The 23,665-nt window shown below is 65.6% G+C and carries 23 protein-coding genes; 4 read left to right on the forward strand and 19 right to left on the reverse strand.

Annotation, left to right across the window (positions count from 1 at the left end; translation table 11 throughout):
• Nucleotides 1-9 precede the first annotated feature (9 nt).
• The 12 genes from MPSD_RS20670 to ctaD form a co-directional block, all read right to left on the reverse strand.
• Nucleotides 10-783 carry an enoyl-CoA hydratase gene (locus tag MPSD_RS20670; protein WP_012393489.1) on the reverse strand — a complete coding sequence of 258 codons (774 nt, stop codon included), beginning with the start codon at nt 781-783 and terminating at the stop codon, nt 10-12.
• Nucleotides 780-1,622, reverse strand: coding sequence for an NUDIX hydrolase (locus MPSD_RS20675; protein WP_015355090.1), 843 nt, complete (start codon nt 1,620-1,622; stop codon nt 780-782). Before MPSD_RS20675 ends, MPSD_RS20670 begins: the two co-directional genes overlap by 4 nt.
• Entirely contained in the window at nt 1,619-2,461 is an 843-nt protein-coding gene (locus MPSD_RS20680; RefSeq protein ID WP_020786472.1) for an ABC transporter ATP-binding protein, read from the reverse strand. Before MPSD_RS20680 ends, MPSD_RS20675 begins: the two co-directional genes overlap by 4 nt.
• 98 nt (nt 2,462-2,559) lie before the next feature.
• The gene (locus MPSD_RS20685) at nt 2,560-4,056 is read right to left on the reverse strand and encodes a hydrogenase large subunit (protein ID WP_020786471.1); all 1,497 of its coding nucleotides are present in this window, start codon (nt 4,054-4,056) and stop codon (nt 2,560-2,562) included.
• Nucleotides 4,056-5,522 (reverse strand): proton-conducting transporter transmembrane domain-containing protein, encoded by a 1,467-nt coding sequence (locus tag MPSD_RS20690; RefSeq protein WP_086085172.1) that lies wholly within the window; start codon nt 5,520-5,522, stop codon nt 4,056-4,058. Before MPSD_RS20690 ends, MPSD_RS20685 begins: the two co-directional genes overlap by 1 nt.
• Entirely contained in the window at nt 5,522-6,184 is a 663-nt protein-coding gene (locus tag MPSD_RS20695) for a hydrogenase HycP_1 (protein WP_015355087.1), read from the reverse strand. The genes MPSD_RS20690 and MPSD_RS20695 overlap by 1 nt, the downstream gene beginning before the upstream one ends.
• 4 nt (nt 6,185-6,188) lie before the next feature.
• A complete protein-coding gene (locus MPSD_RS20700) occupies nt 6,189-7,139 on the reverse strand; it encodes a respiratory chain complex I subunit 1 family protein (protein WP_085979883.1) in 951 nt (316 codons plus the stop codon).
• A 5-nt stretch (nt 7,140-7,144) separates the two neighbouring features.
• On the reverse strand, nt 7,145-9,109 hold the full coding sequence (locus MPSD_RS20705) for a proton-conducting transporter transmembrane domain-containing protein (protein ID WP_020786468.1): 1,965 nt from the start codon (nt 9,107-9,109) through the stop codon (nt 7,145-7,147).
• Nucleotides 9,106-9,585 (reverse strand): NADH-quinone oxidoreductase subunit B family protein, encoded by a 480-nt coding sequence (locus MPSD_RS20710; RefSeq protein ID WP_020786467.1) that lies wholly within the window; start codon nt 9,583-9,585, stop codon nt 9,106-9,108. The genes MPSD_RS20705 and MPSD_RS20710 overlap by 4 nt, the downstream gene beginning before the upstream one ends.
• A 14-nt stretch (nt 9,586-9,599) precedes the next feature.
• Nucleotides 9,600-9,944, reverse strand: coding sequence for an ArsR/SmtB family transcription factor (locus MPSD_RS20715; RefSeq protein WP_012393480.1), 345 nt, complete (start codon nt 9,942-9,944; stop codon nt 9,600-9,602).
• A 181-nt stretch (nt 9,945-10,125) separates the two neighbouring features.
• On the reverse strand, nt 10,126-11,355 hold the full coding sequence (gene serB / locus MPSD_RS20720) for a phosphoserine phosphatase SerB (RefSeq protein WP_015355083.1): 1,230 nt from the start codon (nt 11,353-11,355) through the stop codon (nt 10,126-10,128).
• Between the two features lie 58 nt (nt 11,356-11,413).
• Nucleotides 11,414-13,135, reverse strand: a complete 1,722-nt coding sequence (gene ctaD / locus MPSD_RS20725; RefSeq protein ID WP_012393478.1) for an aa3-type cytochrome oxidase subunit I — start codon at nt 13,133-13,135, stop codon at nt 11,414-11,416.
• 193 nt (nt 13,136-13,328) lie between these two features.
• Between ctaD and MPSD_RS20730 the strand changes: the two genes are divergently transcribed.
• Nucleotides 13,329-14,408: an iron-siderophore ABC transporter substrate-binding protein gene (locus tag MPSD_RS20730; protein ID WP_086085174.1), complete on the forward strand. Its 1,080-nt coding sequence runs from the start codon at nt 13,329-13,331 to the stop codon at nt 14,406-14,408.
• A gap of 133 nt (nt 14,409-14,541) precedes the next feature.
• On the forward strand, nt 14,542-15,582 hold the full coding sequence (locus tag MPSD_RS20735; protein WP_086085173.1) for an NAD(P)-dependent alcohol dehydrogenase: 1,041 nt from the start codon (nt 14,542-14,544) through the stop codon (nt 15,580-15,582).
• Here MPSD_RS20735 and MPSD_RS20740 read toward each other — a convergent pair.
• Nucleotides 15,571-15,954, reverse strand: coding sequence for a DUF3349 domain-containing protein (locus MPSD_RS20740; protein WP_036449685.1), 384 nt, complete (start codon nt 15,952-15,954; stop codon nt 15,571-15,573). The genes MPSD_RS20735 and MPSD_RS20740 overlap by 12 nt on opposite strands.
• Before the next feature lie 127 nt (nt 15,955-16,081).
• Entirely contained in the window at nt 16,082-17,056 is a 975-nt protein-coding gene (gene nrdF / locus MPSD_RS20745; protein ID WP_020786463.1) for a class 1b ribonucleoside-diphosphate reductase subunit beta, read from the reverse strand.
• Nucleotides 17,057-17,266: 210 nt separating this feature from the next.
• On the opposite strand from nrdF, the gene MPSD_RS20750 reads away from it, so the two are divergent.
• Nucleotides 17,267-17,713, forward strand: a complete 447-nt coding sequence (locus MPSD_RS20750) for an SRPBCC family protein (RefSeq protein WP_036426393.1) — start codon at nt 17,267-17,269, stop codon at nt 17,711-17,713.
• A complete protein-coding gene (locus MPSD_RS20755) occupies nt 17,697-18,236 on the forward strand; it encodes a TetR/AcrR family transcriptional regulator (protein ID WP_020786461.1) in 540 nt (179 codons plus the stop codon). Before MPSD_RS20750 ends, MPSD_RS20755 begins: the two co-directional genes overlap by 17 nt.
• On the opposite strand, the gene MPSD_RS20760 is transcribed toward MPSD_RS20755, so the two are convergent.
• From MPSD_RS20760 to MPSD_RS20780, 5 genes are all read right to left on the reverse strand, one after another.
• Nucleotides 18,226-19,776 carry a flavin-containing monooxygenase gene (locus MPSD_RS20760; RefSeq protein WP_012393472.1) on the reverse strand — a complete coding sequence of 517 codons (1,551 nt, stop codon included), beginning with the start codon at nt 19,774-19,776 and terminating at the stop codon, nt 18,226-18,228. The two genes, MPSD_RS20755 and MPSD_RS20760, sit on opposite strands and share 11 nt — an antisense overlap.
• Nucleotides 19,777-19,894: 118 nt before the next feature.
• Nucleotides 19,895-20,638, reverse strand: a complete 744-nt coding sequence (locus tag MPSD_RS20765; protein ID WP_015355078.1) for a TetR/AcrR family transcriptional regulator — start codon at nt 20,636-20,638, stop codon at nt 19,895-19,897.
• Nucleotides 20,639-20,752: 114 nt separating this feature from the next.
• The gene (gene nrdE / locus MPSD_RS20770; protein ID WP_012393470.1) at nt 20,753-22,918 is read right to left on the reverse strand and encodes a class 1b ribonucleoside-diphosphate reductase subunit alpha; all 2,166 of its coding nucleotides are present in this window, start codon (nt 22,916-22,918) and stop codon (nt 20,753-20,755) included.
• Complete coding sequence (nrdI, locus tag MPSD_RS20775; RefSeq protein WP_020724596.1) at nt 22,888-23,346, reverse strand: class Ib ribonucleoside-diphosphate reductase assembly flavoprotein NrdI; 459 nt, start codon at nt 23,344-23,346, stop codon at nt 22,888-22,890. The genes nrdE and nrdI overlap by 31 nt, the downstream gene beginning before the upstream one ends.
• A 46-nt stretch (nt 23,347-23,392) precedes the next feature.
• Nucleotides 23,393-23,632 (reverse strand): redoxin NrdH, encoded by a 240-nt coding sequence (locus MPSD_RS20780; RefSeq protein WP_012393468.1) that lies wholly within the window; start codon nt 23,630-23,632, stop codon nt 23,393-23,395.
• Between the last annotated feature and the right edge of the window lie 33 nt (nt 23,633-23,665).

Consider the following 23,665-nt stretch of genomic DNA (forward strand, 5'->3'; position numbering starts at 1 on the left):
CAGGGCAGCCTAACGACCGTCTTGGTCGCCCGTGTTACCACCGCCCGGCCCACGGCCGTCAGGACCGCGCTGACCAGCGGCAAACAGCTCGACATAGCGGCGCCGTTCCGCGGCGGCCCGCTCGGTGGCTTCCAGTTCGAAGACGTCGTTGATGACCGCCTTGGCGGCGGCCAAGGCGCGCGGCGGGCATTCCAGATAGCGGCGGGCCCACGCGACGGCGGAGTCGTAGACGTCGTCGGGGGCCACCATGTCGTCGATCAGGCCCAACGCGAGGGCCTCCTCGGCGTCGAAGAATCGCCCGCTGAAAACCAGCTCCTTCGCTCTGCTGGACCCGACCACGCGGGTCAGGCGCCCCATGCCGCCGCCGCCGGGAATCAGGCCGGCGAGGATCTCGGTCGCGCCGAACTTCACGTTGTCACCGCTGACCCGCCAGTCGGCCGCCAGCGCCAGGGTCAGCCCCGCGCCCAACGCGTATCCAGTGACGGCCGCCACGGTTGGTTTCGGAATCGCCGCCACCGCATCGATGGCCTCCAGCCGGACCCGGGCGGCGGTGTCGGCCTCCGGGGCGTTGAGGGTCCGCAGTTCGGGCATGTCGTCGCCGGCGGAGAAAATCTCGTGGCCGCCGAAGAGCACAACTGCGCCGATGTCGTCGCGGCGTCCCAGCTCGTCGGCGGCCGCGACGATCTCCCGGTAGACCTGGCGGGTCATCGCATTGGTGGGTGGCCTGGACACCACCAAGGTGGCCAGTCCCTGGTCAGCCACGACGCTGACGAACTCGTTCATAACGGCCAAACGGTCGATCCGCCGGAGATCCGCGCCTGGTTGTAGCGATCGGAGTCGAAAAACTCGATCTCCCAGTTGTCGCCCTTGAGCGCGAGGTTGGGTTGCACCGGCACGATCTTGCGTTCCACGGCGAGCACATCGGCGACGGTATGGCCGGCCAGCGCGTCCAGCTGAGTCCAGGTCGGCGGCAAGAGGAAGTTTCGGCCCGCGGCGAAGTCGGCGATGGCATCACGGGGCAGCATCCACTCCGCCCGATCGGATTCGGTGTTCTCGCCGTCGGCGCGCTGCCCCTCCGGCAGGGCTCCGACGAAGAAAAAGGTGTCGTAGCGACGGGTCCGTTCCGCCTCCGGGGTAATCCAGTTCGCCCAGGGCCGCAGCAGATCGGCGCGCAGCACCAGGTTTTCGCGGCGCAGGAAGTCCGCGAAGGACAGCGTGTGGTCGGCCAGCGCCGCGCGGGACTCGCTGTATATCGAGGCGTCACCGACGATGCCGTCGGGGTCGTCGGCCGGTCCGGCGAACAACACCCCGGATTCCTCGAACGTCTCGCGCGCCGCGGCGCAGACCAGCGCCTCAGCCAGATCGGGTTGGATGCCGAAGCGCTGGGCCCACCACAACGGCGGCGGGCCGGCCCAGGCCCCCAGCCCGCCCAGGTCGGCGTTGCGGTCCCGGTCGTCGACGCCGCCGCCGGGAAACACCATCACCCCGGCAGCGAAATCCATCGCCGCGTGTCGTCGCATCAGGAATACCGAGAGTCCGGTGTCGAGCCCGGTGTCGCGGACCAGCATCACGGTTGCTGCGGGCCTGGCCTGCAATGGAACGGGGTCTGGCGGGGAATTCATTGCTGCCTCCGGTGGGCTGCGCGGGCGCGGATCCGGCGGGCGAAATATCGCCCGTCGACGAAATCGACGGCAATCTGTTGGCCGAATGCGGCCGACAGGTTTTCGGCGGTGAGCACGTCGGACAATAGGCCCGATGCCACGACGTGGCCCTCCGCCAGCAGCAGGCAGTGGCTGAAGCCGGGAGGAACCTCTTCGACATGGTGGGTGACCAGCACCAGGGCGGGCGCATCCGGGTCGGCGGCCAGATCGGCCAGCCGCGCCACCAATTCCTCGCGGCCGCCCAAGTCGAGGCCGGCCGCGGGCTCATCGAGCAGCAACAGTTCGGGGTCGGTCATCAACGCACGGGCGATCAGGACCCGCTTGCGCTCCCCCTCGGACAGGGTTCCGTAGGTGCGGTCGGCCAGATGCTCGGCGCCCAGGCTCTCTAGCATGTCGACGGCCCGGCGGTAGTCGACGTCCTCGTAGCGCTCCCGCCACCTGCCCAACACCGCGTAGCCGGCCGATACGACGAGGTCTCGCACCACTTCGTCGGTGGGTATGCGCTGCGCCAGGGCCGAGGAACTCAGCCCGATGCGCGCGCGCAGCTCCGACACGTCGACCCGGCCCAGCCGTTCGCCCAGGACGAAGGCAACCCCCGAGGACGGGTGCTCGGAGGCGGCGGCCATCCGAAGCAAGGAGGTCTTGCCGGCGCCGTTGGGGCCCAGGATCACCCAACGCTCGTCGATTTCGACGGCCCAGTCCAGCGGACCGACCAAGGTGCGTCCGCCGCGACGCAGCGAAACGTCTCTGAAGTCGATCAACAGGTCGGGATCGGCTGTATCAGGCCCAGCTTCAGACACTCGACCATCGTGCCGTACCGCGCCACCGCAACCGTTGCCGGGTCGTCTCGCCCCGCCCGGGTTCGCCGGGCCGGGCCCCGCGAGGGGCCTACACCGCACTAGAGGTCATTGCCGGCATAGGACAAATTGAAGCTCTTATTCGCCAAGGGAAAGTCCGGGACGATGGTGTCGGCCATGGCGACCGGCAACGCGGGCCAGTTGAACCACGAGGGATCGACGATCTTGCATCGGGTGATGCGGCCCGCGCCGTCGACTTCGACCCGATGCAGCACCGCGCCGCGCCAGCCTTCGACGATCCCCACGCCCGATGTCAGCGCCGACCGCGCGCCGTTGGCCGCCGGCGGCGGCGCGAACCGGGTTCGACCGTGGTGGTTCTCGACCAGGTGGCAGGCCAACGCGACCGATGCGGCGAACTCGTCGCGCCGAATCGTGTAGCGAGCCAGGACGTCACCTCCGCCGGCCGCAACCGCGGTGACCGGCAGCTCGGCCGTCGGGTGATCCAGCCGGGCATCGGTAGCGATGCCGCTGGCGCGCGCAACGTAGCCGAGGCACCCGAGCGCGCGCGCATCCTCGCTGTGCAGCACCGCGGTCTCGGCGAACCGGTCGTAGACGACCGAATTTCGCAGCGTCAGCTCGCTGATCTCGGCAACCTCTGCGGCCACCGCGTGCAGCTCCGCCGGATCCGGAAGCTCCTGCAGCACAACGCCTCCAGGCGCCATCGCGGCCCTCAGCAGGCGATGTCCGGTGACCCGCCGGTTGATCCGCAACACCCGCTCGCGGATGCCCTGCGCATGGGCGTTGGCCAGGGCAAAACCCACATCGTTGGCCAGCGCACCCAGATCGGTCACGTGGTTGTAAAGCCGCTCCAATTCCACCAGCAGGGCGCGCAGCCGGTGCACCGGTTCGGGCACATCCAATCCCAGCGCGTCCTCGACGGCCAGGCAGTGCGCCAGCGAATGCGCCGCCGAACTGTCTCCGCTGATTCGTTCGGCGAGTTCCACAGCCTCCCTGGCGCCCAGCGCATTTCGCCCCTCGAAGAGCTTCTCGACGCCCCGGTGTACGAACCATAGTCGCGCCTTGAGCCGCAGTATCGATTCACCGATCACCGAGAACCGGAAGTGCCCGGGCTCGATCAGGCCGGCATGGACCGGCCCGACCGGGATCTCGTAGACCCCCGGGCCCTCAACGGTCACGAATGGAAAGCGTCCCACCGCATCGAAGGGCGGCGGGTCACCGGCGTCGCGGCGCATCGGATGCCAATCCTGCGGCCAATGCGCGTGGCGCACCAGCCGTCGTGGCTGCGGATGCCCCACTGGCGAAATCCCGTACAGGTCCATCATTTCCCGCTCGAAGCGGCCCGCCGGGATGGACAACTCCGCCAGCGACGGCACCGACGGATTCGCCGCGCCGGTGCGCAGCGTCAGCTCGACTCGCCGATCCGGCTGTCCCGCCACCAGCAGGTAGACCACCCGCAGTGCGTCGCCATCGTCGTGCGCCACGACCAACGCAAGCCGGTAGCCCTCGGCCAGTAGTTCCGCCACCGATTCGGCGAATTCGGCATCCGAAACCGTGCGGCTGACCGTCTTGTGTGCCATCAGTTCGCTCCGAACTGACCCGCGGCCGCATCGAAAAGCCCGCCCAGCGGTCCCGCGGTGACCCCCAACGCGATGCAGGCCACGACGCCGGTCACCAGGGCCGCCGCCACCGTCGCGGGCACCGCGATCCGCGGAGCACCCTCGCTGGCGGCGCCGAGCAGCATCCGCCGCGAATTCGCCACCAGCGCAGCGAAAGCCACCACCATCAACAGCAATGTCACACCGAGTACCCAGGCCAGCCCGGAGTTGGCCAGCGACCGGGCGATCGACACCTCGCTGGCAAACATTGCAAACGGCGGCAACCCGAGCAGCACAACGACACCAACGGCAAACGAGACGCCGACCACCCGCGACCGCGACAACACCGCGGTGATGTCGGCGATGCTCGCCGAGTCATGCGCGGACTGCAGCTGCCCACCGGCCAGGAACAACACCGTCTTGCCGATGCCGTGCGTAAGCACATGCAACAGCAGGGCCGCGATCGCCAGCTTGGTTCCCGCCGCGGCCGCAATCGCGATCAGGCCCATGTTCTCCATCGAGGAGTAGGCCAGCATCCGCTTGAGATCGGTGACGACGGTGAGCAGGAAGGCCGCGATGAGCACCGTGGTGAGCCCAACCGTCAATAGCCCGGCGCGCAGGTAACCCGGCCCCACCGCGGCATCAATGACCGGCCGTAGGCGGATCAGCACCGAGAAGGCCACCGAAAGCAACACCCCGCTCATCAATGCCGAGACCGGTGCCGGGGCCTGGCTGTGCGCGTCGGCCAGCCAACCGTGAAAGGGCGCCAGGCCGACTTTAGCGCCGTACCCGATCAGCAGCAGACCACCGGCGAGCCGCGTGACGGCCGGGTTGAGGTGTGCCGCACAGGCCGTCAGGACATCGAGGTTGAGCGCGTTGGCACCGTCGGCGCCGGCGTGTTGCGCCGCGAAGTACAACAGCACCGTGCCCAGAAATGCCACCGCGATGCCGACCGAGCAGATCACCACGTACTTCCAGGTGGCTTCCAGCGCGGTGCGAGTCCTACGGTGTCCGATCAGAAACGCGGTGACAACCGTGGTGGCTTCCACCGCGACCCAGATCAACCCGATGTTGTTGGCGGACAGCGCGATCGCCATTGCCGCCAAGAACGCCGGCATCAGCGCCCCGTACAGCCGGGCATCGCGGCGATCGGTGTGGCCGTGTTCGAGTTCGGCATCGATGTAGCCGATGCTCGCCCAGGTCGCCAAGGTGCCGACGGCCCCGATGACGATCAGCATGATCACCGACAACGCGTCGACGCGCAGCAAGCCGCCCAGCACCAGGTGTGGTTGCGGCGTTGCCTGAAGACCAAGCGCAATGCCCGATCCGAGCACAGCGACCGCCGACAGCACGGTGAGGACCGCGGTTGCGCGCCGCCAGCCGCCGGCCAGTGCGAAGGCTGCCGCCACCAGTGGCGCCACGATCGGCACCAGAATCAAAGCAGTCATCAGTCCCGCAGTTCCTGTAGCCGGTCCAGGTCGGTGCCGCCGAACGTCCGCCGCAGTCGTCCGGTGAGCACACCCAGCACGATCAGCGCGAAAAGCACGTCCAGCGAAGCACCCATTTCGACAATCAGCGGCACCCCAGCCGTGAGCAGAAACGCCGTGGCCGCGATCCCGTTGTCCAACATGAGAAATCCCGCGGCCTGTGAGATGGCGTGGCGCCGGGTCACCATCACGAACAGCGCGATCAGCACCACCGCCAGACCTCCCGGTACGGCACTGACCGCCGCGCTGGAGTCCAGGTCCACGATGGGGCGGGTGACCGCCAACGCGACCACCGTCAGCACCGCCGCAATCAGTAGTGACGCGGTGGTGTTGACCAGCGGGGTCGCCTCCCGTTGCTCATGTTTCTCGGCTCCCAGCGCACGGGCCAGCAGCCACGGCAGGACCACTGCGCGCAGCGCGAAAAGGGCCAGACCGATGCCAACGAGCTCCCAGTCATGGGAGTGCACACCAAGAATCATCGGGATCGCGGCCAGCGCAAGACCCTGCGCCGCCAGCAGCCACACGATCGAGCGCAGGTCGCGCCGCCACACGATCAGCACTGCGGTCAGGACCAGCCCTGCTGGGGCGAGGTCAAGCACACCGGCGTAGTTGAGATCGGTCATCGCATCACACCTGGGCCGTAAAGAAATTGGCTGACGTGACCGCCAGCAGCGCCAGCAGGAACGAGCCCGCCAGCAATTCGGGCACCCGGAACAATCGCAGCTTGGCGATGAACACCTCCACGGTAGCCAGCACACCGGCGGCAATCGCGACCTTGATACTGATCGCCGCGATGCCGACCGCAATCCCGATCAGGCTGGGGTCCGCACCCGCGATCCCCCACGGCACAAAGAGATTCGCCAGCAGTGCCAGTAGCACGGTGAGCCGCATGCCGCTGGCCCACTCGATGACGCCCAGCCGTGGTCCCGCGTATTCCAGCACCATCGCCTCGTGCACCATGGTCAGCTCCAGGTGGGTGGCGGGGTTGTCGACCGGGAGCCGGCCGGTCTCCGCGATGACGACGATCACCAAGGCTACGAAGGCCAGTATTCCGGCCAGTGACACCACTTCGGCCGGGTTCTCGAGGCTAAAGGCGACGATGGCGCCAAGATTGGCCGATTTCGCGGGAATGGACAGCGCGAAGACCGCTAACAGGATGGTGGGTTCAACCAAGGCGGCGATGGTGATCTCACGGCTGGCGCCCATGCCGCCGAAGGAAGTCCCGGTGTCGATTCCGGCCAGGGTCAACGCGACGGTACCCAAGAACAGCAGGCCCACCACCACAAACAAGTCGCCCACCGGGTCCAGCGGTGAGCCGGTGGCGACCAGCGGTGCGATCGCCGCGATCAGCAGGGTGGTTGCCGCCACCACGGCCGGTGCCACGGCAAACACCGCCGTGGTCCCCTCCGGGGTGACCTGCTGCTTGCGCAACTGCTTGCGCAGATCGCGCCAGGGCTGCAGAATTCCCGCGCCACAGCGCCCTTCGGATCGCGCCCGGATCTGTCGCATCAGCCCGATCACCAACGGGGCACCGAGAATGACGGCGCCGATCTGCGCCGCCCCGGCCATCGCCGACATCAGGTTCATCGCGCCACCACCAGCACTATGAGCACGCCCAGGGCGCCGTAGCCCAGGTAGATGTGCACGCTTCCGTTGTGCGCGCGACGGATCACCTGCGCGCACCACGCCAGTGCCCGCAACACCGGGGCGTAGACGCGGTCTTCGATGGCATCGCTGAGATGGGCGCGATAGGCGATCTGCTCGACGTGATAGCGGGTTGCTTCCAGGTGAGTCACCTCGATGTCGGTATCGGGCCGCAGCACGTCGTCGAAGACGCGTTGCAGCGGTTGCGCAAAGGAGGTCGGCGTGCATTCCATCCGGGCGGTGAGTTCGTCTGCGCCGCATGCCCATAGCGGCGAGGTCACCGGCTCCGGGCGGTGACGTGACCCCCAGCGAGCCAGCACCAGCACCACCAGCAGGGCCGCGGCCAGCAGTGCCGGTGCGATCGAGCCGTCCATCCCCGGTAGTCGCAACACCGTGCCCAGGTCGGTCAGATCGGCATTCCTGGATGCGGGCAGGGTGTCCAGCACCGATTGCAGCGGTCCCGTGACGACCGCCGGCGCGATCGCGATGACCACACACCCGAGGGCGGCGACCGCCATGCCCACGAGCATGGTGGCCGGGGCTTCCCGCGCCCGCTCGGCCGACCCCGAGCGGGGTCGCGCCAGAAACCCGGTACCGAATGCCTTCACCATGGCGGCCACCCCCAGCCCCGTCGTCAGTGCGACGGCACCGACTCCCAGTGGGGTGGCCAAGCCCACGATGGTGTTGTGTTCGGGCCGGGCGTGAATCAGCGACTGCACCAGCAGCCATTCGCTGACGAAGCCGGCGCCGAGCGGCAATCCGGAAGCGCCGAGTGCGGCGATACCGAAGAATGTGGTGGTGCAGCGCATCCGATGCGCAAGGCCGCCCAGCATGTCCAGGTCGCGCTGTTGCGTCGCCACCAGAACCGAACCGGCGGCCAGGAATCCGAGACTCTTGAACGCCGCATGGGCGATCAGGTGTAGCAGGGCCGCGGTCATCGCGATGACGGCCGCCGGGCCGGCACCGGCCGCCGACAACAGCGTGGCCGCCCCCAGCCCGAGGGTCACCAGGCCCATGTTTTCAATCGTCGAATGCCCGAGCAGACGCTTGAGATCGGTGGCCACCGACGCCTGCAGCACCCCGTACATGGCCGAAAAAGCGCCGATCACAAGCAGTGTCACGCCCCACCACTTGGGCCCCGGCCCGAGCAACTGCAGATCAATCCGCACCAGACCATAGATGCCGAGGTTGACCATGGCGGCACTCATCAACGCCGACACCGGACTGGGCGACTCCGGGTGTGCCCGCGGCAACCATGCATGCAACGGCAGCAAGCCCGCCTTCGATCCGAATCCGAGCAATGTCGCAACGAAAACGAAGGTGCGTACCCCCTCCGACGGCACCGCCATGTCGGCGAAGCGATCGGTACCGGCCGCGGCGGCCAGCACCATCAGTCCGAGCAGCAGTGTCGCGAAGCCCAGCTGGGTCATCACCGCGTAGTAGCCCGCCGCCGAACGAACCTGCGCGCGGCGATGATCCGTCGCAACCAGCACCAGCGAGGAAATCGCCATCAGCTCCCACGCCAGCAGGAACGTGCTCACCGATCCGGCCGCGGGCACCAGCAGCATCGCGGTGACAAACACCGGCAGCATGGTCAGCGCGACCGCACCGAGGTGCTCACGGCGCGCATACCCGATGCTGTGAATGCCGGCGACCACGGCCACCGCACCCGTGAGGGCAATGAAGAACCCACCGAGGCGCCCGATATCGAAATCGACGCCGATCAGCGGCACCAGCCAGGCAATGTGAACCTGCCGCACCACGCCGAAGACCGCGGTGAGCCCCAGGGCGGTACCGCACGCGCCGATGCCCGCCGTGGTCGCGCCGCTCAGCACCGCCCCGAAGCCGTTGCCCGACAGCGCAACCTGATGCTCGGGCGGTGCGTCCGACAGTGTCGCCGTCACCGGCCGGTCACCGATCGCAGCGCGGCAACCACCTGGTCGGGCGTGGGTGGACAGCCCGGGACTTCGACATCGACGGGGACGACCTCGCTGACCGCACCCACCACCCCATAGGCGTCGGCAAACACCCCACGGTTGAGGGCGCAGTCGCCGCACGCGATCACCACCCGCGGTTGGGGTGTGGCCGCCAAGATGTTCTTCAAAGGTTGCGCCATGTTCCTGGTCACCACCCCGGTGACCAGCAGCGCATCCGCGTGCCGCGGCGAGGCCACCAGCCGCGCCCCAACCCGCTCGGCGTCATAGACCGGCCCGAACGCTCCGGAGATCTCCACCTCGCAGCCATTGCAGGACCCGGCATCGACGTGGCGCACCTGCAGGGACCCCCGCAACCCGGCCGGCGCCGCCACCGCCGGGGTGGATTCGTCCCCCAGCTTCTCGGCCACCCGGCCCAGCCGCATGATTCTGGCGATCCAACCCATTGCCCGCCGCCCCGCTAGTTGTCCGCGCCCGGAACGCCGGCCCGCAGATCCTCGAGCATGGCGACCTGACCGCTGAGCATCCCGGTCAACACCCGGCGCGCCACGGCCATCAGTTCGGCGATCAATGGCGAAGTGATCGAGTAGATGACCGTGTTGCCATCCTTGGTCGCGCTCACCACTCCAGCCCGGCGCAGGACGCCGAGCTGCTGAGACAGATTGGACGACTCCAGGCCCACCTCCGGCAACAGCTCGGCCACCGTATGGTCCCGCTCGGAGAGCAGTTCGAGAATCCTGACCCGGGCCGGATGCCCCAGCGTCTTGAAGAACTCGGCCTTGAGCTTGTAGAGCGGCTCCGTCACCCGACCTCGCTTAAAATTCCACAATTTCAGATTCTGTGAATTTATCAGTTGAAAACTTTATCAGGCGTTCGACAGACTCGCGCGCTACCCGCTCCCCCACCCGCGAGCAGACGCAGACTCGCACAAAATCGGTGATTTTGCTGCGAGTCTGCGTCTGCTCAGCGCGATTGCGCGCGGCGGCTTAGTCCTCGGGGATCTCGACGCGGCGCATCACGCCGTCGACGTTGTCGGCGGCTTCAATCTCGCCGCGAGTCACCCCCAGCAGAAATAGCACGGTATCCAGGTATGGATGGCTCAACGACGCGTCGGCCACGGCGCGCAAGGCCGGCTTGGCGTTGAACGCGACGCCCAGGCCGGCGGCGGCCAGCATGTCGATGTCATTGGCGCCGTCGCCCACCGCGACGGTCTGTTCCATCGGAACGCCGAAGCGCCCCGCGAATTCTCGCAACGCCGCGGCCTTACCCGGCCGATCGACGATGGAGCCGACGACCCGGCCGGTCAGTGTGCCGTCGATGATCTCCAGCTCGTTGGCGGCGACGAAGTCCAGGTTCAGCTCTTGCGCCAGTGGCTCGATGATCCGGCGGAAGCCACCGGAGACCACGCCGCAGCGAAACCCCAACCGCTGCAAGGTGCGCAGCGTGGTGCGTGCGCCGGGCATCAGTTGCAGTTGTGCGGCGACATCGTCGATGACGGTGGCCGGCAGGCCCTCCAGGGTGGCCACCCGCTGTTGCAGCGACTGCGCGAAGTCCAGTTCCCCGCGCATGGCGGCCTCGGTGATCGCCGCCACGGTGCCCTCGGCACCGGCCCGGGCCGCGAGCATCTCGATGACCTCACCCTGAACCAGTGTCGAATCGACATCGAACACGATCAGTCGCTTGGTCCGCCAGGCCAGCCCGTAGTCTTCGACGGCGACATCGACCCGCTCGTCGACGGCGACCTTGGTCAGGGCCGTCTGCAAGGGTCGATAGGTGCCGGGCGGCACCGAGACCCGCAGCTCCAGGCCGGTGACCGGATAGTCGGAGATGCCGCGGATGAAGTCGATGTTGACGCCCAGCGCCGCCACCTCTTTGGCCACCGCACCGAATGCCCCGGCGGTCACCGGGCGGCCCAGCACGAAGATGGTGTGCGTCGACGGTTCCCGGATGACCGGTAGGTCGTCGCTGCGCTCCACCGTTACGTCCAGGCCCACCTCATGGATCGCGGCTTCGACGTCCTCGCGCAGCGCGGCGCCGTCGGCGACTTCCGGTGCGCAGGACACCAGCACTCCCAGCGTGAGCCGGCGCCGGATGACGACCTGTTCGACGTTGAGGAGCTCCACGCCATGCTTGGAGAGCACCTCGAAGAGCGCGGAGGTCACACCCGGCTGGTCGATGCCGGTGACAGTGATCAACACCGACACTTTGGCGGGCACGCTCACTCGCGATTACCACCCAGCCACGCCGAGCACCGGCCCAGGCGGTGCGTTTCCATCAGCTCGACGTTGCCTTGGCCAACTCGTCGTGGTGACGACCCACGTGGGCCTCGGCCCGAAGACGCTCCACCATGTGCGGGTAGTGCAGCTCGAACGCCGGGCGCTCCGAACGGATGCGGGGCAGCTCGGTGAAGTTGTGCCGCGGCGGCGGGCAGCTGGTCGCCCACTCCAGCGAGTTGCCGTAGCCCCACGGGTCGTCGACGGTCACCACCTCGCCGTAGCGCCAGCTCTTGAACACGTTCCACACGAACGGGATCATCGCCACGCCCAGGATGAACGCCCCGATGGTCGAGACGATGTTCAGGCCCTGGAAGCCGTCGGTGGGCAGGTAGTCGGCGTACCGGCGAGGCATGCCCTCGTCGCCGAGCCAGTGCTGCACCAGGAACGTGGTGTGGAACCCGATGAACGTCAACCAGAAGTGCAGCTTGCCCAGCCGCTCGTCCAGCAGTCGACCGGTCATCTTGGGGAACCAGAAGTAGATCCCGGCGAAGGTGGAGAACACGATGGTGCCGAACAGCACGTAGTGGAAGTGCGCGACCACGAAATAGCTGTCGGTCACGTGGAAGTCCAGCGGCGGGCTGGCCAGCAGCACCCCACTCAGACCGCCCAGCAGGAACGTGACCGCAAAGCCCACCGAGAACAGCATCGGCGTCTCAAAGGTCAACTGCCCCTTCCACATGGTGCCGACCCAGTTGAAGAACTTGATCCCGGTCGGTACCGCGATGAGGAAGGTCATGAAGGAGAAGAACGGCAGCAGCACCGCACCGGTGGCGAACATGTGGTGCGCCCACACGGCAACGGACAGGGCCGCGATCGACAAGGTCGCGTAGACCAGCGTGGTGTAGCCGAAGATCGGCTTGCGCGAGAACACCGGGAAGATCTCGGAGACCACCCCGAAGAACGGCAGCGCGAGGATGTACACCTCGGGGTGACCGAAGAACCAGAAGAGGTGTTGCCACAACAGCACCCCGCCGTTGGCCGGGTCGTAGATGTGGGCGCCCAGGTGGCGATCGGCGGCCAGCCCGAACAGCGCCGCGGTCAGCAACGGGAACGCGATCAGCACCAGGATCGATGTCACCAGGATGTTCCAGGTGAAGATCGGCATCCGGAACATCGTCATGCCGGGTGCACGCATGCACACGACGGTCGTGATCATGTTGACCGCGCCCAGGATGGTGCCCAGACCACCGACCGCGATGCCCATGATCCACAGGTCACCGCCGACGCCGGGTGAGTGGATGGCGTCGGTCAACGGGGTGTAGGCGGTCCAGCCGAAGTCGGCGGCGCCACCGGGCGTGATGAAGCCGGCCATACCCAGCGTGGCGCCGAACAGGAACAGCCAGAACGAAAAGGCGTTCAGCCGCGGGAACGCGACGTCGGGCGCCCCGATCTGCAGCGGAAGCACCAGGTTCGCGAAGCCGAACACGATCGGGGTCGCATAGAACAGCAGCATGACCGTGCCGTGCATGGTGAACAGCTGGTTGAACTGCTCATTCGACAAGAACTGCAGGCCCGGCGTGGCCAGCTCCGTACGCATCAGCAGCGCCAGCAACCCGCCGATCAGGAAAAAGATGAAGCAGGTGACGACGTACATGATGCCGATCAGCTTGTGATCGGTCGTCGTCAGCAGCTTGTAGACCAGATTCCCTTTGGGACCGGTGCGGGCCGGATACGGACGAATGGCCTCGAGTTCTCCCAAAGGGGGCGCTTCGGCTGTCAACAGCTCCTCCAAACATCCAGCGCGGACAGGGTCGCTTTACCCAACACTGGTACGAATCTTAGCCCGCTATCAGCCGGCCGGCAGGCCTGGTCCTACAAACTGTCGTAATTGGGTTCCGGCGGCGCCCATCGAGCTCGGGCGGATCGCCCGCACCTGGGCAGATGTTAACGTCGAACGCGTGCAATTCGGCCGGATGCGACTGGGTCTGGTCGCGGTATCTCTGAGTGTCGCAATCGTGGTGTGCTCCGGTTGCGGGTCAAACCAACCCGCCACCAAAGCGTCGCGTTCGGTGGCCACTCCTACCACCCAGATCGCGGGCGCCGGGGTGCTGGGCAACGACCGCAAGGCCGATGAGTCGTGCGCGCGCGAGGCGGCCGCACCCGACCCGGGGCCGGCAACCCGCCCGGCGCACAACGCCGCGGGCGTCACCCCGGATGTCGCCCAGATCTCCGCCGAACCGCAGCGCATCGTGGTGCTCTCCGGCGACCAGCTCGACGCGCTGTGTGCGCTGGGACTGCAATCCCGGGTGGTCGGTGCCGCCTTCCCGGACGGTTCCAATAGCCAGCCCTCCTACCTCGGCACCGCCGTGCACGACCTGCCGGGGGTCGGCAGCCGGACCGCGCCAGATCTGAAGGCGATCGATGCGGCCCACCCGGATCTGATCCTGGGCTCAGAAGCGCTGACACCGAATTTGTATGCGCAGTTGGCGGCGATCGCCCCCACCGTGTTCACGGCGGCACCGGGGGCGGCGTGGGAGGACAATCTGCGCGGCGTCGGGGCTGCGACCGCCCGCAGCGCCGCGCTCGAGGAGCTGCTCAGCGGATTCACCCAGCGAGCCAGACAGGTGGGGACCAAACATGACGCAACCCATTTCCAAGCGTCGATCGTCCAGCTGACCCGCGACAGCATGCGGATCTATGGGTCCCGCAACTTTGCGGCCAGTGTGCTCGCCGCGGTCGGGGTGGATCGGCCCGCGTCGCAGCGGTTCACCGACAAGCCTTATCTCGAGATGGGCACCACCGACGCCGAATTTGCCAAAGGACCGGACTTTTCGGCCGCTGACGCCGACATCATCTACGTGTCCTGCGCCTCCCCCGCGGCCGCCGAACGAGCCGCTACCGTGCTGGACAGCGGTCCGTGGCGCAAGCTGTCCGCCAACCACGACAACCGGGTCCTGATCGTCAACGACGAGATATGGCAGACGGGTGAGGGTTTAGTCGCCGCTCGGGGCATTGTCGATGACCTGCGCTGGGTGAACGCACCGATCAACTGAACGCTCGACCGGTCAGACCGGACCGCGGGCCGAGTCATAGGCTGGTGAGTGAGCGCCCTCACCTAGCCCCAGAACTTTAACTTAGCTAATCTTTACAAAAAGCGATGCTCCCGAGGATTCGAAGAGGACTTCCATGAACACCGTCTCCGCATACGCCGCCCTGTCGGCCACCGAACCGCTGACCAAGACCACAATCACCCGTCGCGACCCCGGCCCGCACGATGTGGCAATCGACATCAAGTTCGCCGGCATCTGCCACTCCGACATCCACACCGTCAAAGCCGAGTGGGGCCAGCCGAACTACCCCGTGGTTCCGGGCCACGAGATCGCCGGCGTGGTGAGCGCGGTGGGTTCGCAGGTAACCAAGCACAAGGTGGGCGACCACGTCGGTGTCGGCTGCTTCGTGGACTCCTGCCGCGAGTGCAGCTGTTGCGAGCGCGGCATCGAGCAATACTGCAAGCGCGGCGCGACCTTCACGTACAACTCGGTCGGCAAAGACGGCCAACCGACGCAGGGCGGCTACAGCAAGGCGATCATCGTCGACGAGAGTTACGTGCTGCGCATCCCCGACGCACTGCCGCTGGATGCGGCCGCCCCACTGTTGTGCGCGGGCATCACGCTGTTTTCACCGCTTCGGCACTGGAACGCCGGGCCGGGCAAGCGAATTGCGGTGATCGGCCTGGGCGGGCTCGGGCACATGGGCGTGAAGCTGGCCACCGCGATGGGCGCCGAGGTGACCGTGTTGTCGCAGTCACTCAAGAAAATGGAAGACGGGTTGCGGCTGGGCGCCAGCCACTACTACGCAACATCGGACCCGGACACCTTCCGCAAGCTGCGCGGCAGCTTCGATCTGATCCTGAACACCGTGTCGGCGAACCTGGACATGGGCCAGTACCTCAACTTGCTGGACGTGGACGGCACGCTGGTGGAGCTGGGCATCCCGGAGCACCCCATGGAGGTGCCGGCATTCGCGCTGGCGCTGATGCGGCGCAGCCTGTCCGGATCGAACATCGGCGGGATCGCCGAGACCCAGGAGATGTTGGACTTCTGCGCCGAGCACGGCGTCACGCCCGAAATCGAGCTCATCGAGCCCGATTACATCAACGAAGCCTACGAGCGGGTGCTGGCCAGCGACGTGCGCTATCGATTCGTCATCGATACATCAAGCCTGTGACGAAAGCCCTTCGGGTGTCTCGGCGTCGCCATCCTCGGTCTCGCTGAGGTCGATGCCGGCCAGCGGCCAGCCGGCGGCGGCGAGCACGCCGGCTACCCGCTGGATGTTTTCCGGTCCCGCATCGTGGTGAGTCACGTCGGTAATGAATTCCGCAATCTCGTCGCGGTTGATCACCCCGTCGGCCGTCGCGGGTGAACCCTCCGCGGTGATATCGCGCACCACCTGCCGGATTTGGTCCTCGGTCAGCGGTGTGCTGCGCAACAACGCCAACAGGGGCACCCGATCGGGCCCCGGAACGCCGTCAGGGTAGCCCGCCTGCAGCCAACGAACCACTGAGCGGACGAACCGGGGGTGAGAAGACAAGGTTTTCATCACCCCACCAGTGTCACGGTAGGCGCCTCGCCGGCGCCACCGCGGGGTCCCGTCGTGCGCACAATTCACCGGCCGTTCACGGACCGCACGCATATGGCGGGGCCCGACTATGGCGCCTGGTGGCGCCCTAGAAGTCCCAGTCCTCGTCTTGAGTGACCACGGCCTTGCCGATCACGTAGCTCGACCCCGAGCCGGAGAAGAAGTCGTGGTTCTCGTCGGCATTGGGCGACAGCGCCGAAAGGATCGCCGGGTTCACGTCGGTCTCATCGCGCGGGAACAGGGCCTCGTAGCCGAGGTTCATCAACGCCTTGTTTGCGTTGTAGCGCAAGAACTTCTTGACATCCTCGGTCAGCCCGACCTCGTCGTAGAGATCCTGGGTGTACTCGACTTCGTTGTCATATAGCTCGAAGAGCAGCTCGTAGGTGTAGTCCTTGAGCTCGGTACGCCGGGCCTCGTCGGCGGCCGCAAGCCCGCGCTGGAACTTGTAGCCGATGTAGTAGCCGTGCACGGCCTCATCGCGGATGATCAGCCGGATCATGTCAGCCGTGTTGGTCAGCTTGGCCCGGCTCGACCAGTACATCGGCAGGTAGAAGCCCGAGTAGAACAGGAAGCTTTCCAGCAGCGTGGAGGCCACCTTGCGCTTGAGCGGGTCATCGCCCCGGTAGTACTCGAGCACGATCTCCGCCTTGCGCTGCAGGTTGGAGTTTTCCTCCGACCAGCGGAACGCGTCGTCAATCTCGGCGGTCGAGCACAGGGTGGAGAAAATCTGGCTGTAGCTCTTGGCGTGCACCGACTCCATGAACGCGATGTTGGTCAGCACCGCCTCCTCGTGGGGAGTCAGCGCGTCGGGGATCAAGCTGACCGCACCCACGGTGCCCTGAATCGTGTCCAGCATCGTCAGACCCGTGAACACCCGCATGGTCAGCTGCTTTTCACCGGCGGTCAGCGTGCCCCAGGAGGGGATGTCGTTGGATACCGGGACCTTCTCTGGCAGCCAGAAGTTGCCGGTCAACCGGTCCCAGACCTCGGCGTCTTTATCGTCTTCAACGCGGTTCCAGTTGATCGCGGAGACGCGGTCGATCAGCTTTGCATTTCCAGTCACCGGAACTCCACTCCTCCAGGGCGATTGGGCCAAATTGGGACGAATTGGCCAGCGCGTTGCTTAGGCCACAAACACTACCCGTAGGGGCCGACAAGGCAGCGCAACACAAGAAGTTGTGTTTGCGTGTCGCCAACCAAGCGGCCCGGAATCCAGGGCAGCCGCGCTACCAGGGCCTATCCAGAAGCCGATCAATCATGTACCGTTTGGTACATGATTACCGAACACAGTGTCGAAATCGATGCGCCACCAGAAACCGTCTGGGCGGTTTTCAGCGATGTTGAACGCTGGCCCGAATGGACCGCCTCGGTGACCTCGCTGGCCGCACCGGATGGGCCCGGCCTCGCCGTGGGCAAACGGTTCGCGATCAAGCAACCGAGGATGACCAAACTCGTCTGGAAGGTCACCGAGATCGATCCGGGCGTCTCGTGGACATGGGAACAGCGAGGCCCCGGTGCCCTGGCCTACGCACGCCACGACGTCACCCCCCTGCCCGGCGGCCGGACGCTGGTGCGCCAGCAAATCGACCAGCGCGGCGCATTCGGCTCCGTGGTCGGCCGGCTGATGACCAGCATGACCAAGCGCTACCTCGACATGGAGGCCAGCGGCCTGAAGAGCAGAGCCGAGCAACTCGGGCGTGCCCGTGGCGCGCACGCCTGACCTACAGCGGCGCAGACAGCTACTGGACGCTCTGGTCGAGGACTTCGCCACGCACGGGGTCGGCGACCGATCGCTGCGCGACGTTGCGGCGGCGGTCGGCACAAGCCATCGAATGCTGCTGCACCACTTTGGATCTCGAGACAATCTACTGGTGGCCGTGGTCGAAGAGGTCGAGCGTCGACAGATGAGTCTGTTGCCCGAATTGCCGACCAGCCCGGCGGAAAGTTTCACCGCGATGTGGGCCGATGTGCGTCGGCCCGAGCTGCGCCAGCTCGAGCGTCTGTTCTTCGAGTGTTACTCCCGCGCCGCGCAGGGCGAAAAGCGATTCGCTCAGATGGTTCCCCGCGCGGTCTACGGCTGGCTGGCCGAGGCCAACGCCGTCACCGAGGGGTCGGCCGATCCCGCGCTGGTACGACTCGGGCTGGCGGTCATCCGTGGCCTGTTGCTCGACCTCGTTGCCACCGACGACGACGCCGGCGTGGACGCGGCCGCACGGGCCTTCGCCCAACTACTCAGCCGTTGACCGAGCTCTTAGCGCCGGCCTTGAAGAATTGATACTCCTCGGGTTTGACCGACCGAGTGGCCAGCCAGTACTGCCAGGTGTAGCCACACCAGAGCACGGTGTTGCGCCCGTGCTCATCGAGATACCAGCTGCTGCATCCGCCGCTGTTCCACACCGAGCCCGCCAGCCTGCGTTGCAGCTCCTCGTTGAAACGATCCTGCGCAGCCCGAGTGGGAGCCAGCGCTTGGGCACCCCGCTTGTCGCACTTGGCGATCGCATCGGCGACGTAGTGGATCTGCGATTCGATCATGAAGACCACCGAATTGTGCCCCAATCCGGTGTTCGGGCCGAGCAGGAAAAACAGGTTGGGGACATCGGCGACGGCGATGCCGCGGTGAGCGCCGATGCCCTCCCGGTTCCACCGGTCGACCAGGTCCTCGCCGTGCTGCCCCTTGATCTGAACGTAGGTATAGGAGTCGGTGACGTGAAACCCGGTGGCGTACACGATCACGTCGGCCTGATGTTCGACACCGTCGGCGGTCACGATGCCATTGCGGGTGATTCGCGCGATGCGGTCGGTGATCAGGCGCGTCTTCGGGTTCGCAACGGCCGGGTAGTAGCTCGACGAGTTCAGGATTCGCTTACAGCCGATGCGGTAATGCGGGGTGAGTTTGCGGCGCAGCTCACGATCCTTCACCGAGCGGCGGATGTTGTACTTGGCATAGGCCTCACCGACTTTGAGCACATTCGGCCGCTTGGTCATGCCGAAGGCCAACGCCTCCTGCGCCCAGTAGATCCCCAGGCGCGCCAGTGCGCGCAGCCCTGGAACGTTCTCCATGGCCCGGCGCAGCGCCGGCGGAATCTCCGGATTGGAGCGCGGTACCACCCACGGCGGGGTGCGCTGGTAGAGCTGCAGTTCGCCGACCTGCTCGACGATCTCGGGAACGATCTGGATCGCGCTGGCGCCGGTGCCGATGATCGCCACCCGCTTGCCGGTCAGATCCACGCTGTGGTCCCACTCGGCTGAATGGAACGCCGGTCCCGCGAATTCTTCGCGGCCCTCGATCTCGGGCAAGGAAGGAATGTGCAGCGCACCGGCCCCCGAGATGAGGAACTGGGCGACATATTCGCGCCCATCGCTGGTGAACACATGCCAACGGCACTCTTCGTCATCCCAATAGGCGCGGTCGACCAGGGAGTTGAACTCGACGTAGCGGCGCAGCCCGTATTTCTCGGTAACCCCTTTGAGGTAGTCCCAGATCTCGGGTTGATAGGAGAACGGGTTGCGCCAGTCCGGCTTGGGCTCGAACGAGAACGAGTACAGGTGTGAAGGGATATCGCAGGCACAACCTGGATAGCTGTTGTCACGCCAGGTTCCACCCACGTCATCGGATTTCTCCAAGATGACGAAGTCAACGCCTTGTTTTTGGAGCGCGATGGCCATGCCGAGACCGGAGAACCCGGTGCCGATGATGACCGCGCGGGTCTTGACTGGCGGTGTGGGCGCCTGCGGTTCCCCGGATGCTGTTGTTTCTGTGCTGGGGATCACGACATCGGTCATGGCGGTCTTTCCTGTTGTGTGAGTACGCGCAGTTACGACGATAGGCGTCTACCTGAACGCGAATACCCGGTACCCCCGGTATCGGATAACACGAGTGTTATCGATAGCCGCAACGATGTCAACGGCGGTCGGCAGTCGGCGCAGGTACCGCGTCGTGAATCGGCTTGTCGGGGTCCATCGCAATGCCGAGCGCTTCCGCGGTGCCCACGATGACGCCCATCATGATCGTGGTCAGATGCGCGACGAACTGATCGTGCGGCATGCGCCGCGGACTGTCCGGTTCCGGCCCCAACCACCATTCGGTGGCCGACGCCGCCGACCCGAAGGCGGCGAAGGCGGCGAGTTCGAAGGCCGCACGGTTCAGCTCCATCTCGCGCAGCTCGTTGTTGAACATCTCCGCGAAGGTCAGCGTGATCTCTCGGCCTTCGTTGAGGGTCCGCACCGTCGCCTCGGATTGGGTCGCGAAGCGACCCTGGATGAACACGCGCAGCACGTTGGGATGTTTGTCGACCAGGCTGACGTACTCTTCGACACTGCGCCGGATCACCTCGCGGGCCGAGTCGGTGGCCAGGTTGATCGACGGGAAGATCGACGTCCACAACATGTCGCGCAGACGCTCCCTGATCGCGACGAAGAGATCGGACTTGTCGGTGAAGTGCCGGTAGATCTTGGGCTTGGCGGTGCCGGCTTCCTCAGCGATTTCGCGGACACTGAGTTCGGGCCCCAACCGGTCGATGGCGCGAAAGGCCGCTTCGACGATCTCGTTGCGGACCTTCTTGCGGTGCTCGCGCCACCGTTCACTGCGTGCGTCAACTTTCACCCCCGCGTCTGCATTGGGGTGGGCTCGGCTTATTCTCCGCACGTCAAATACCTTACCGTGTAGCAGTTGCTGACCTGGGCAGACATGACATGCCGCCAGGGCGGATCGCGCGGCTCGAGACGCCTCGAACCCGCGGTCGACTTACCTTCTGCGGGCCTAGAGCATGCAGGACACGCAGCCGGCGACCTCGGTTCCCTCCAGCGCCATCTGCCGCAGCCTGATGTAGTACAGGGTTTTGATCCCTTTGCGCCAGGCGTAAATCTGCGCCTTGTTGACGTCGCGGGTGGTGGCGGTGTCCTTGAAGAACAACGTCAACGAAAGCCCTTGGTCCACATGCTCAGTGGCGGCCGCATAGGTGTCGATGATCTTCTCGTAGCCGATTTCATAGGCATCCTGGTAGTAGTCCAGGTTCTCGTTGGTCATGTAGGGCGCCGGGTAGTAGACGCGACCGATCTTGCCTTCTTTGCGGATCTCGACCTTGGAGACGATGGGGTGGATCGACGAGGTCGAGTGGTTGATGTAGGAAATCGACCCGGTCGGCGGCACCGCTTGCAGGTTCTGGTTGTAGATGCCGTGAGCTTGCACGGACTCCTTCAACCGCTGCCAGTCGTCCTGGTTGGGAATGCGGATGCCCGCGTCGGCGAAGAGCTGGCGCACCTTCTCGGTTTTCGGCTCCCAAACCCGTTCGGTGTACTTGTCGAAGAACTCCCCCGATGCGTACTTGGATTGGTCGAAACCCTTGAAGCGCGTGCCGCGTTCGACCGCGATTCGGTTGGACGCCCGCAGCGCGTGGTAGAGCACCGCATAGAAGTAGATGTTGGTGAAGTCAACGCCTTCTTCGGAGCCGTAGAAGATGTGTTCGCGGGCCAGGTAGCCGTGCAGATTCATCTGTCCCAGACCGATGGCGTGGGAGTCGTTGTTCCCCTGCTCGATTGAGGGCACCGAGGTGATGTGCGTCTGGTCGCTGACCGCCGTCAGCGCCCGGATCGCCACCTCGATGGTCTGGGCGAAGTCCGGGGAATCCATGGTCCTGGCGATGTTCAGTGAGCCCAGGTTGCAGGAAATGTCCTTGCCCACCTTGGCGTACGACAAGTCGTCGTTGAACAACGACGGCGTGGACACCTGCAGGATCTCCGAGCACAGGTTGCTGTGGGTGATCTTGCCCTCAATGGGGTTGGCCCGGTTCACCGTGTCTTCGAACATGATGTAGGGGTAGCCGGACTCGAACTGCAGCTCGGCCAGCGTCTGAAAGAACTCTCGCGCTTTGATCTTGGTCTTGCGGATGCGCGAGTCGTCGACCATCTCGTAGTACTTCTCGGTCACCGAGATGTCGGCGAACGGCACACCGTAGACGCGTTCGACGTCGTAGGGCGAGAAGAGGTACATGTCGTCGTTGCGCTTGGCCAACTCGAAGGTGATGTCCGGGATCACCACCCCCAGGCTCAGGGTCTTGATCCGGATCTTCTCGTCGGCGTTCTCGCGCTTGGTGTCCAGGAAGCGGTAGATGTCGGGATGGTGCGCGTGCAGGTACACCGCGCCGGCACCCTGACGCGCCCCCAACTGATTGGCGTAGGAGAACGAGTCCTCGAGCAGCTTCATGATCGGGATGACGCCCGACGACTGATTCTCGATGTTTTTGATCGGCGCACCATGCTCGCGGATGTTGGTCAGCAGCAGCGCTACTCCCCCACCCCGCTTGGACAGCTGCAACGCGGAGTTGATCGATCGTCCGATCGACTCCATGTTGTCCTCGATGCGCAGCAGAAAGCAGCTCACCGGCTCGCCGCGCTGCTTCTTGCCGGAGTTCAAAAAGGTCGGCGTGGCCGGCTGGAACCGACCGTCGATGATTTCGTCGACGAGCTTCTCGGCCAACGTCGCGTCACCGGAGGCCAGCGTCAGCGCCACCATGACCACGCGGTCCTCGAAGCGTTCCAGGTAGCGCTTGCCGTCGAAGGTCTTCAACGTGTAGGAGGTGTAGTACTTGAACGCCCCCAAGAACGTCGGGAACCGGAACTTCTTTGCATAGGCGCGATCGAGCAGCGTCTTGACGAAGTTGCGCGAGTACTGATCGAGCACCTCACGCTCGTAGTAGTTCTCGCGGATCAGATAGTCGAGCTTCTCGTCCTGGTTATGGAAGAAGACCGTGTTCTGGTTGACGTGCTGCAGGAAAAACTGACGTGCGGCAAGAACGTCCCTGTCGAACTGAATCTTGCCGTCCGCGTCGTACAGATTCAGCATCGCGTTGAGCGCGTGGTAGTCCGTTTCCCCCGGCAGCGCGTGCGCGCTGGTGGTTACAGGCTCTGCAGTGACGGTTGGTGACACGTCTGTTCCTTCCAGAAATCGGCAAGTCCCGCGCGGACGGCGGCGACGTCGTCCGCGGTACCCATCAGTTCGAAGCGGTAGAGATACGGAACACCGCATTTGCGGGACACCACGTTGCCCGCATAGGCGAATTCGGCACCGAAGTTGTTGTTGCCGGCGGCGATCACGCCCCGGATCAGCGACCGGTTGTGTTCGTTGTTCAAAAAGGCGATGACCTGTTTGGGGACATAGCCGCCGGCATTGGAGCCCAGATCGAGGTCCGGGTTAGCCCGGCCGCCCCCGTAGGTGGGCAGTATCAGCACGTACGGCTCGTCGACCTCGATACGGCCGTGCAGGGGTATCCGCGTGGCGGGAAGACCTAGCTTCTGCACGAAGCGGTGGGTGTTCTCCGAGACGCTGGAGAAATAGACCAGGTTGCACGGCTCCACCACAGCCTCCTTCGCTATCGTCTGCCCCGCTGTGCGCTCGGCGCCGCTATGCGCTCAGCGCCGACTTGGCGAGCGCCTTGATGCGGTCGGGCCGAAAACCGGACCAGTGGTCGTCGCCGGCCACCACGACGGGCGCCTGCAGGTAGCCCAGCGCCATCACGTAGTCGCGCGCCTCCGGGTCCAGGCTGATGTCGACCTTGTCGTAGTCGATGCCCTGCTTGTCCAGCGCCTTGTAGGTGGCGCTGCACTGGACGCATGCGGGCTTGGTGTACACGGTGATGGTCATGGGTGTACCGCTCCTTTGCGGAAGTCGGGGAGT

The sequence above is a fragment of the Mycobacterium pseudoshottsii JCM 15466 genome, assembly GCF_003584745.1.
GTDB classification, from domain to species: Bacteria; Actinomycetota; Actinomycetes; order Mycobacteriales; family Mycobacteriaceae; genus Mycobacterium; species Mycobacterium marinum.

What these genes read in the sequence shown, in the direction of transcription:
- MPSD_RS20670 (WP_012393489.1), bottom strand. Translation starts at nt 783, where the DNA reads ATGAACGAGTTCGTCAGCGTCGTGGCTGACCAGGGACTGGCCACCTTG.
- MPSD_RS20675 (WP_015355090.1), bottom strand. Translation starts at nt 1,622, where the DNA reads ATGAATTCCCCGCCAGACCCCGTTCCATTGCAGGCCAGGCCCGCAGCA.
- MPSD_RS20685 (WP_020786471.1), bottom strand. Translation starts at nt 4,056, where the DNA reads ATGGCACACAAGACGGTCAGCCGCACGGTTTCGGATGCCGAATTCGCC.
- MPSD_RS20690 (WP_086085172.1), bottom strand. Translation starts at nt 5,522, where the DNA reads ATGACTGCTTTGATTCTGGTGCCGATCGTGGCGCCACTGGTGGCGGCA.
- MPSD_RS20695 (WP_015355087.1), bottom strand. Translation starts at nt 6,184, where the DNA reads ATGACCGATCTCAACTACGCCGGTGTGCTTGACCTCGCCCCAGCAGGG.
- MPSD_RS20700 (WP_085979883.1), bottom strand. Translation starts at nt 7,139, where the DNA reads ATGTCGGCGATGGCCGGGGCGGCGCAGATCGGCGCCGTCATTCTCGGT.
- MPSD_RS20710 (WP_020786467.1), bottom strand. Translation starts at nt 9,585, where the DNA reads ATGGGTTGGATCGCCAGAATCATGCGGCTGGGCCGGGTGGCCGAGAAG.
- MPSD_RS20730 (WP_086085174.1), top strand. Translation starts at nt 13,329, where the DNA reads ATGCGACTGGGTCTGGTCGCGGTATCTCTGAGTGTCGCAATCGTGGTG.
- MPSD_RS20735 (WP_086085173.1), top strand. Translation starts at nt 14,542, where the DNA reads ATGAACACCGTCTCCGCATACGCCGCCCTGTCGGCCACCGAACCGCTG.
- MPSD_RS20740 (WP_036449685.1), bottom strand. Translation starts at nt 15,954, where the DNA reads ATGAAAACCTTGTCTTCTCACCCCCGGTTCGTCCGCTCAGTGGTTCGT.
- MPSD_RS20750 (WP_036426393.1), top strand. Translation starts at nt 17,267, where the DNA reads ATGATTACCGAACACAGTGTCGAAATCGATGCGCCACCAGAAACCGTC.
- MPSD_RS20760 (WP_012393472.1), bottom strand. Translation starts at nt 19,776, where the DNA reads ATGACCGATGTCGTGATCCCCAGCACAGAAACAACAGCATCCGGGGAA.
- MPSD_RS20780 (WP_012393468.1), bottom strand. Translation starts at nt 23,632, where the DNA reads ATGACCATCACCGTGTACACCAAGCCCGCATGCGTCCAGTGCAGCGCC.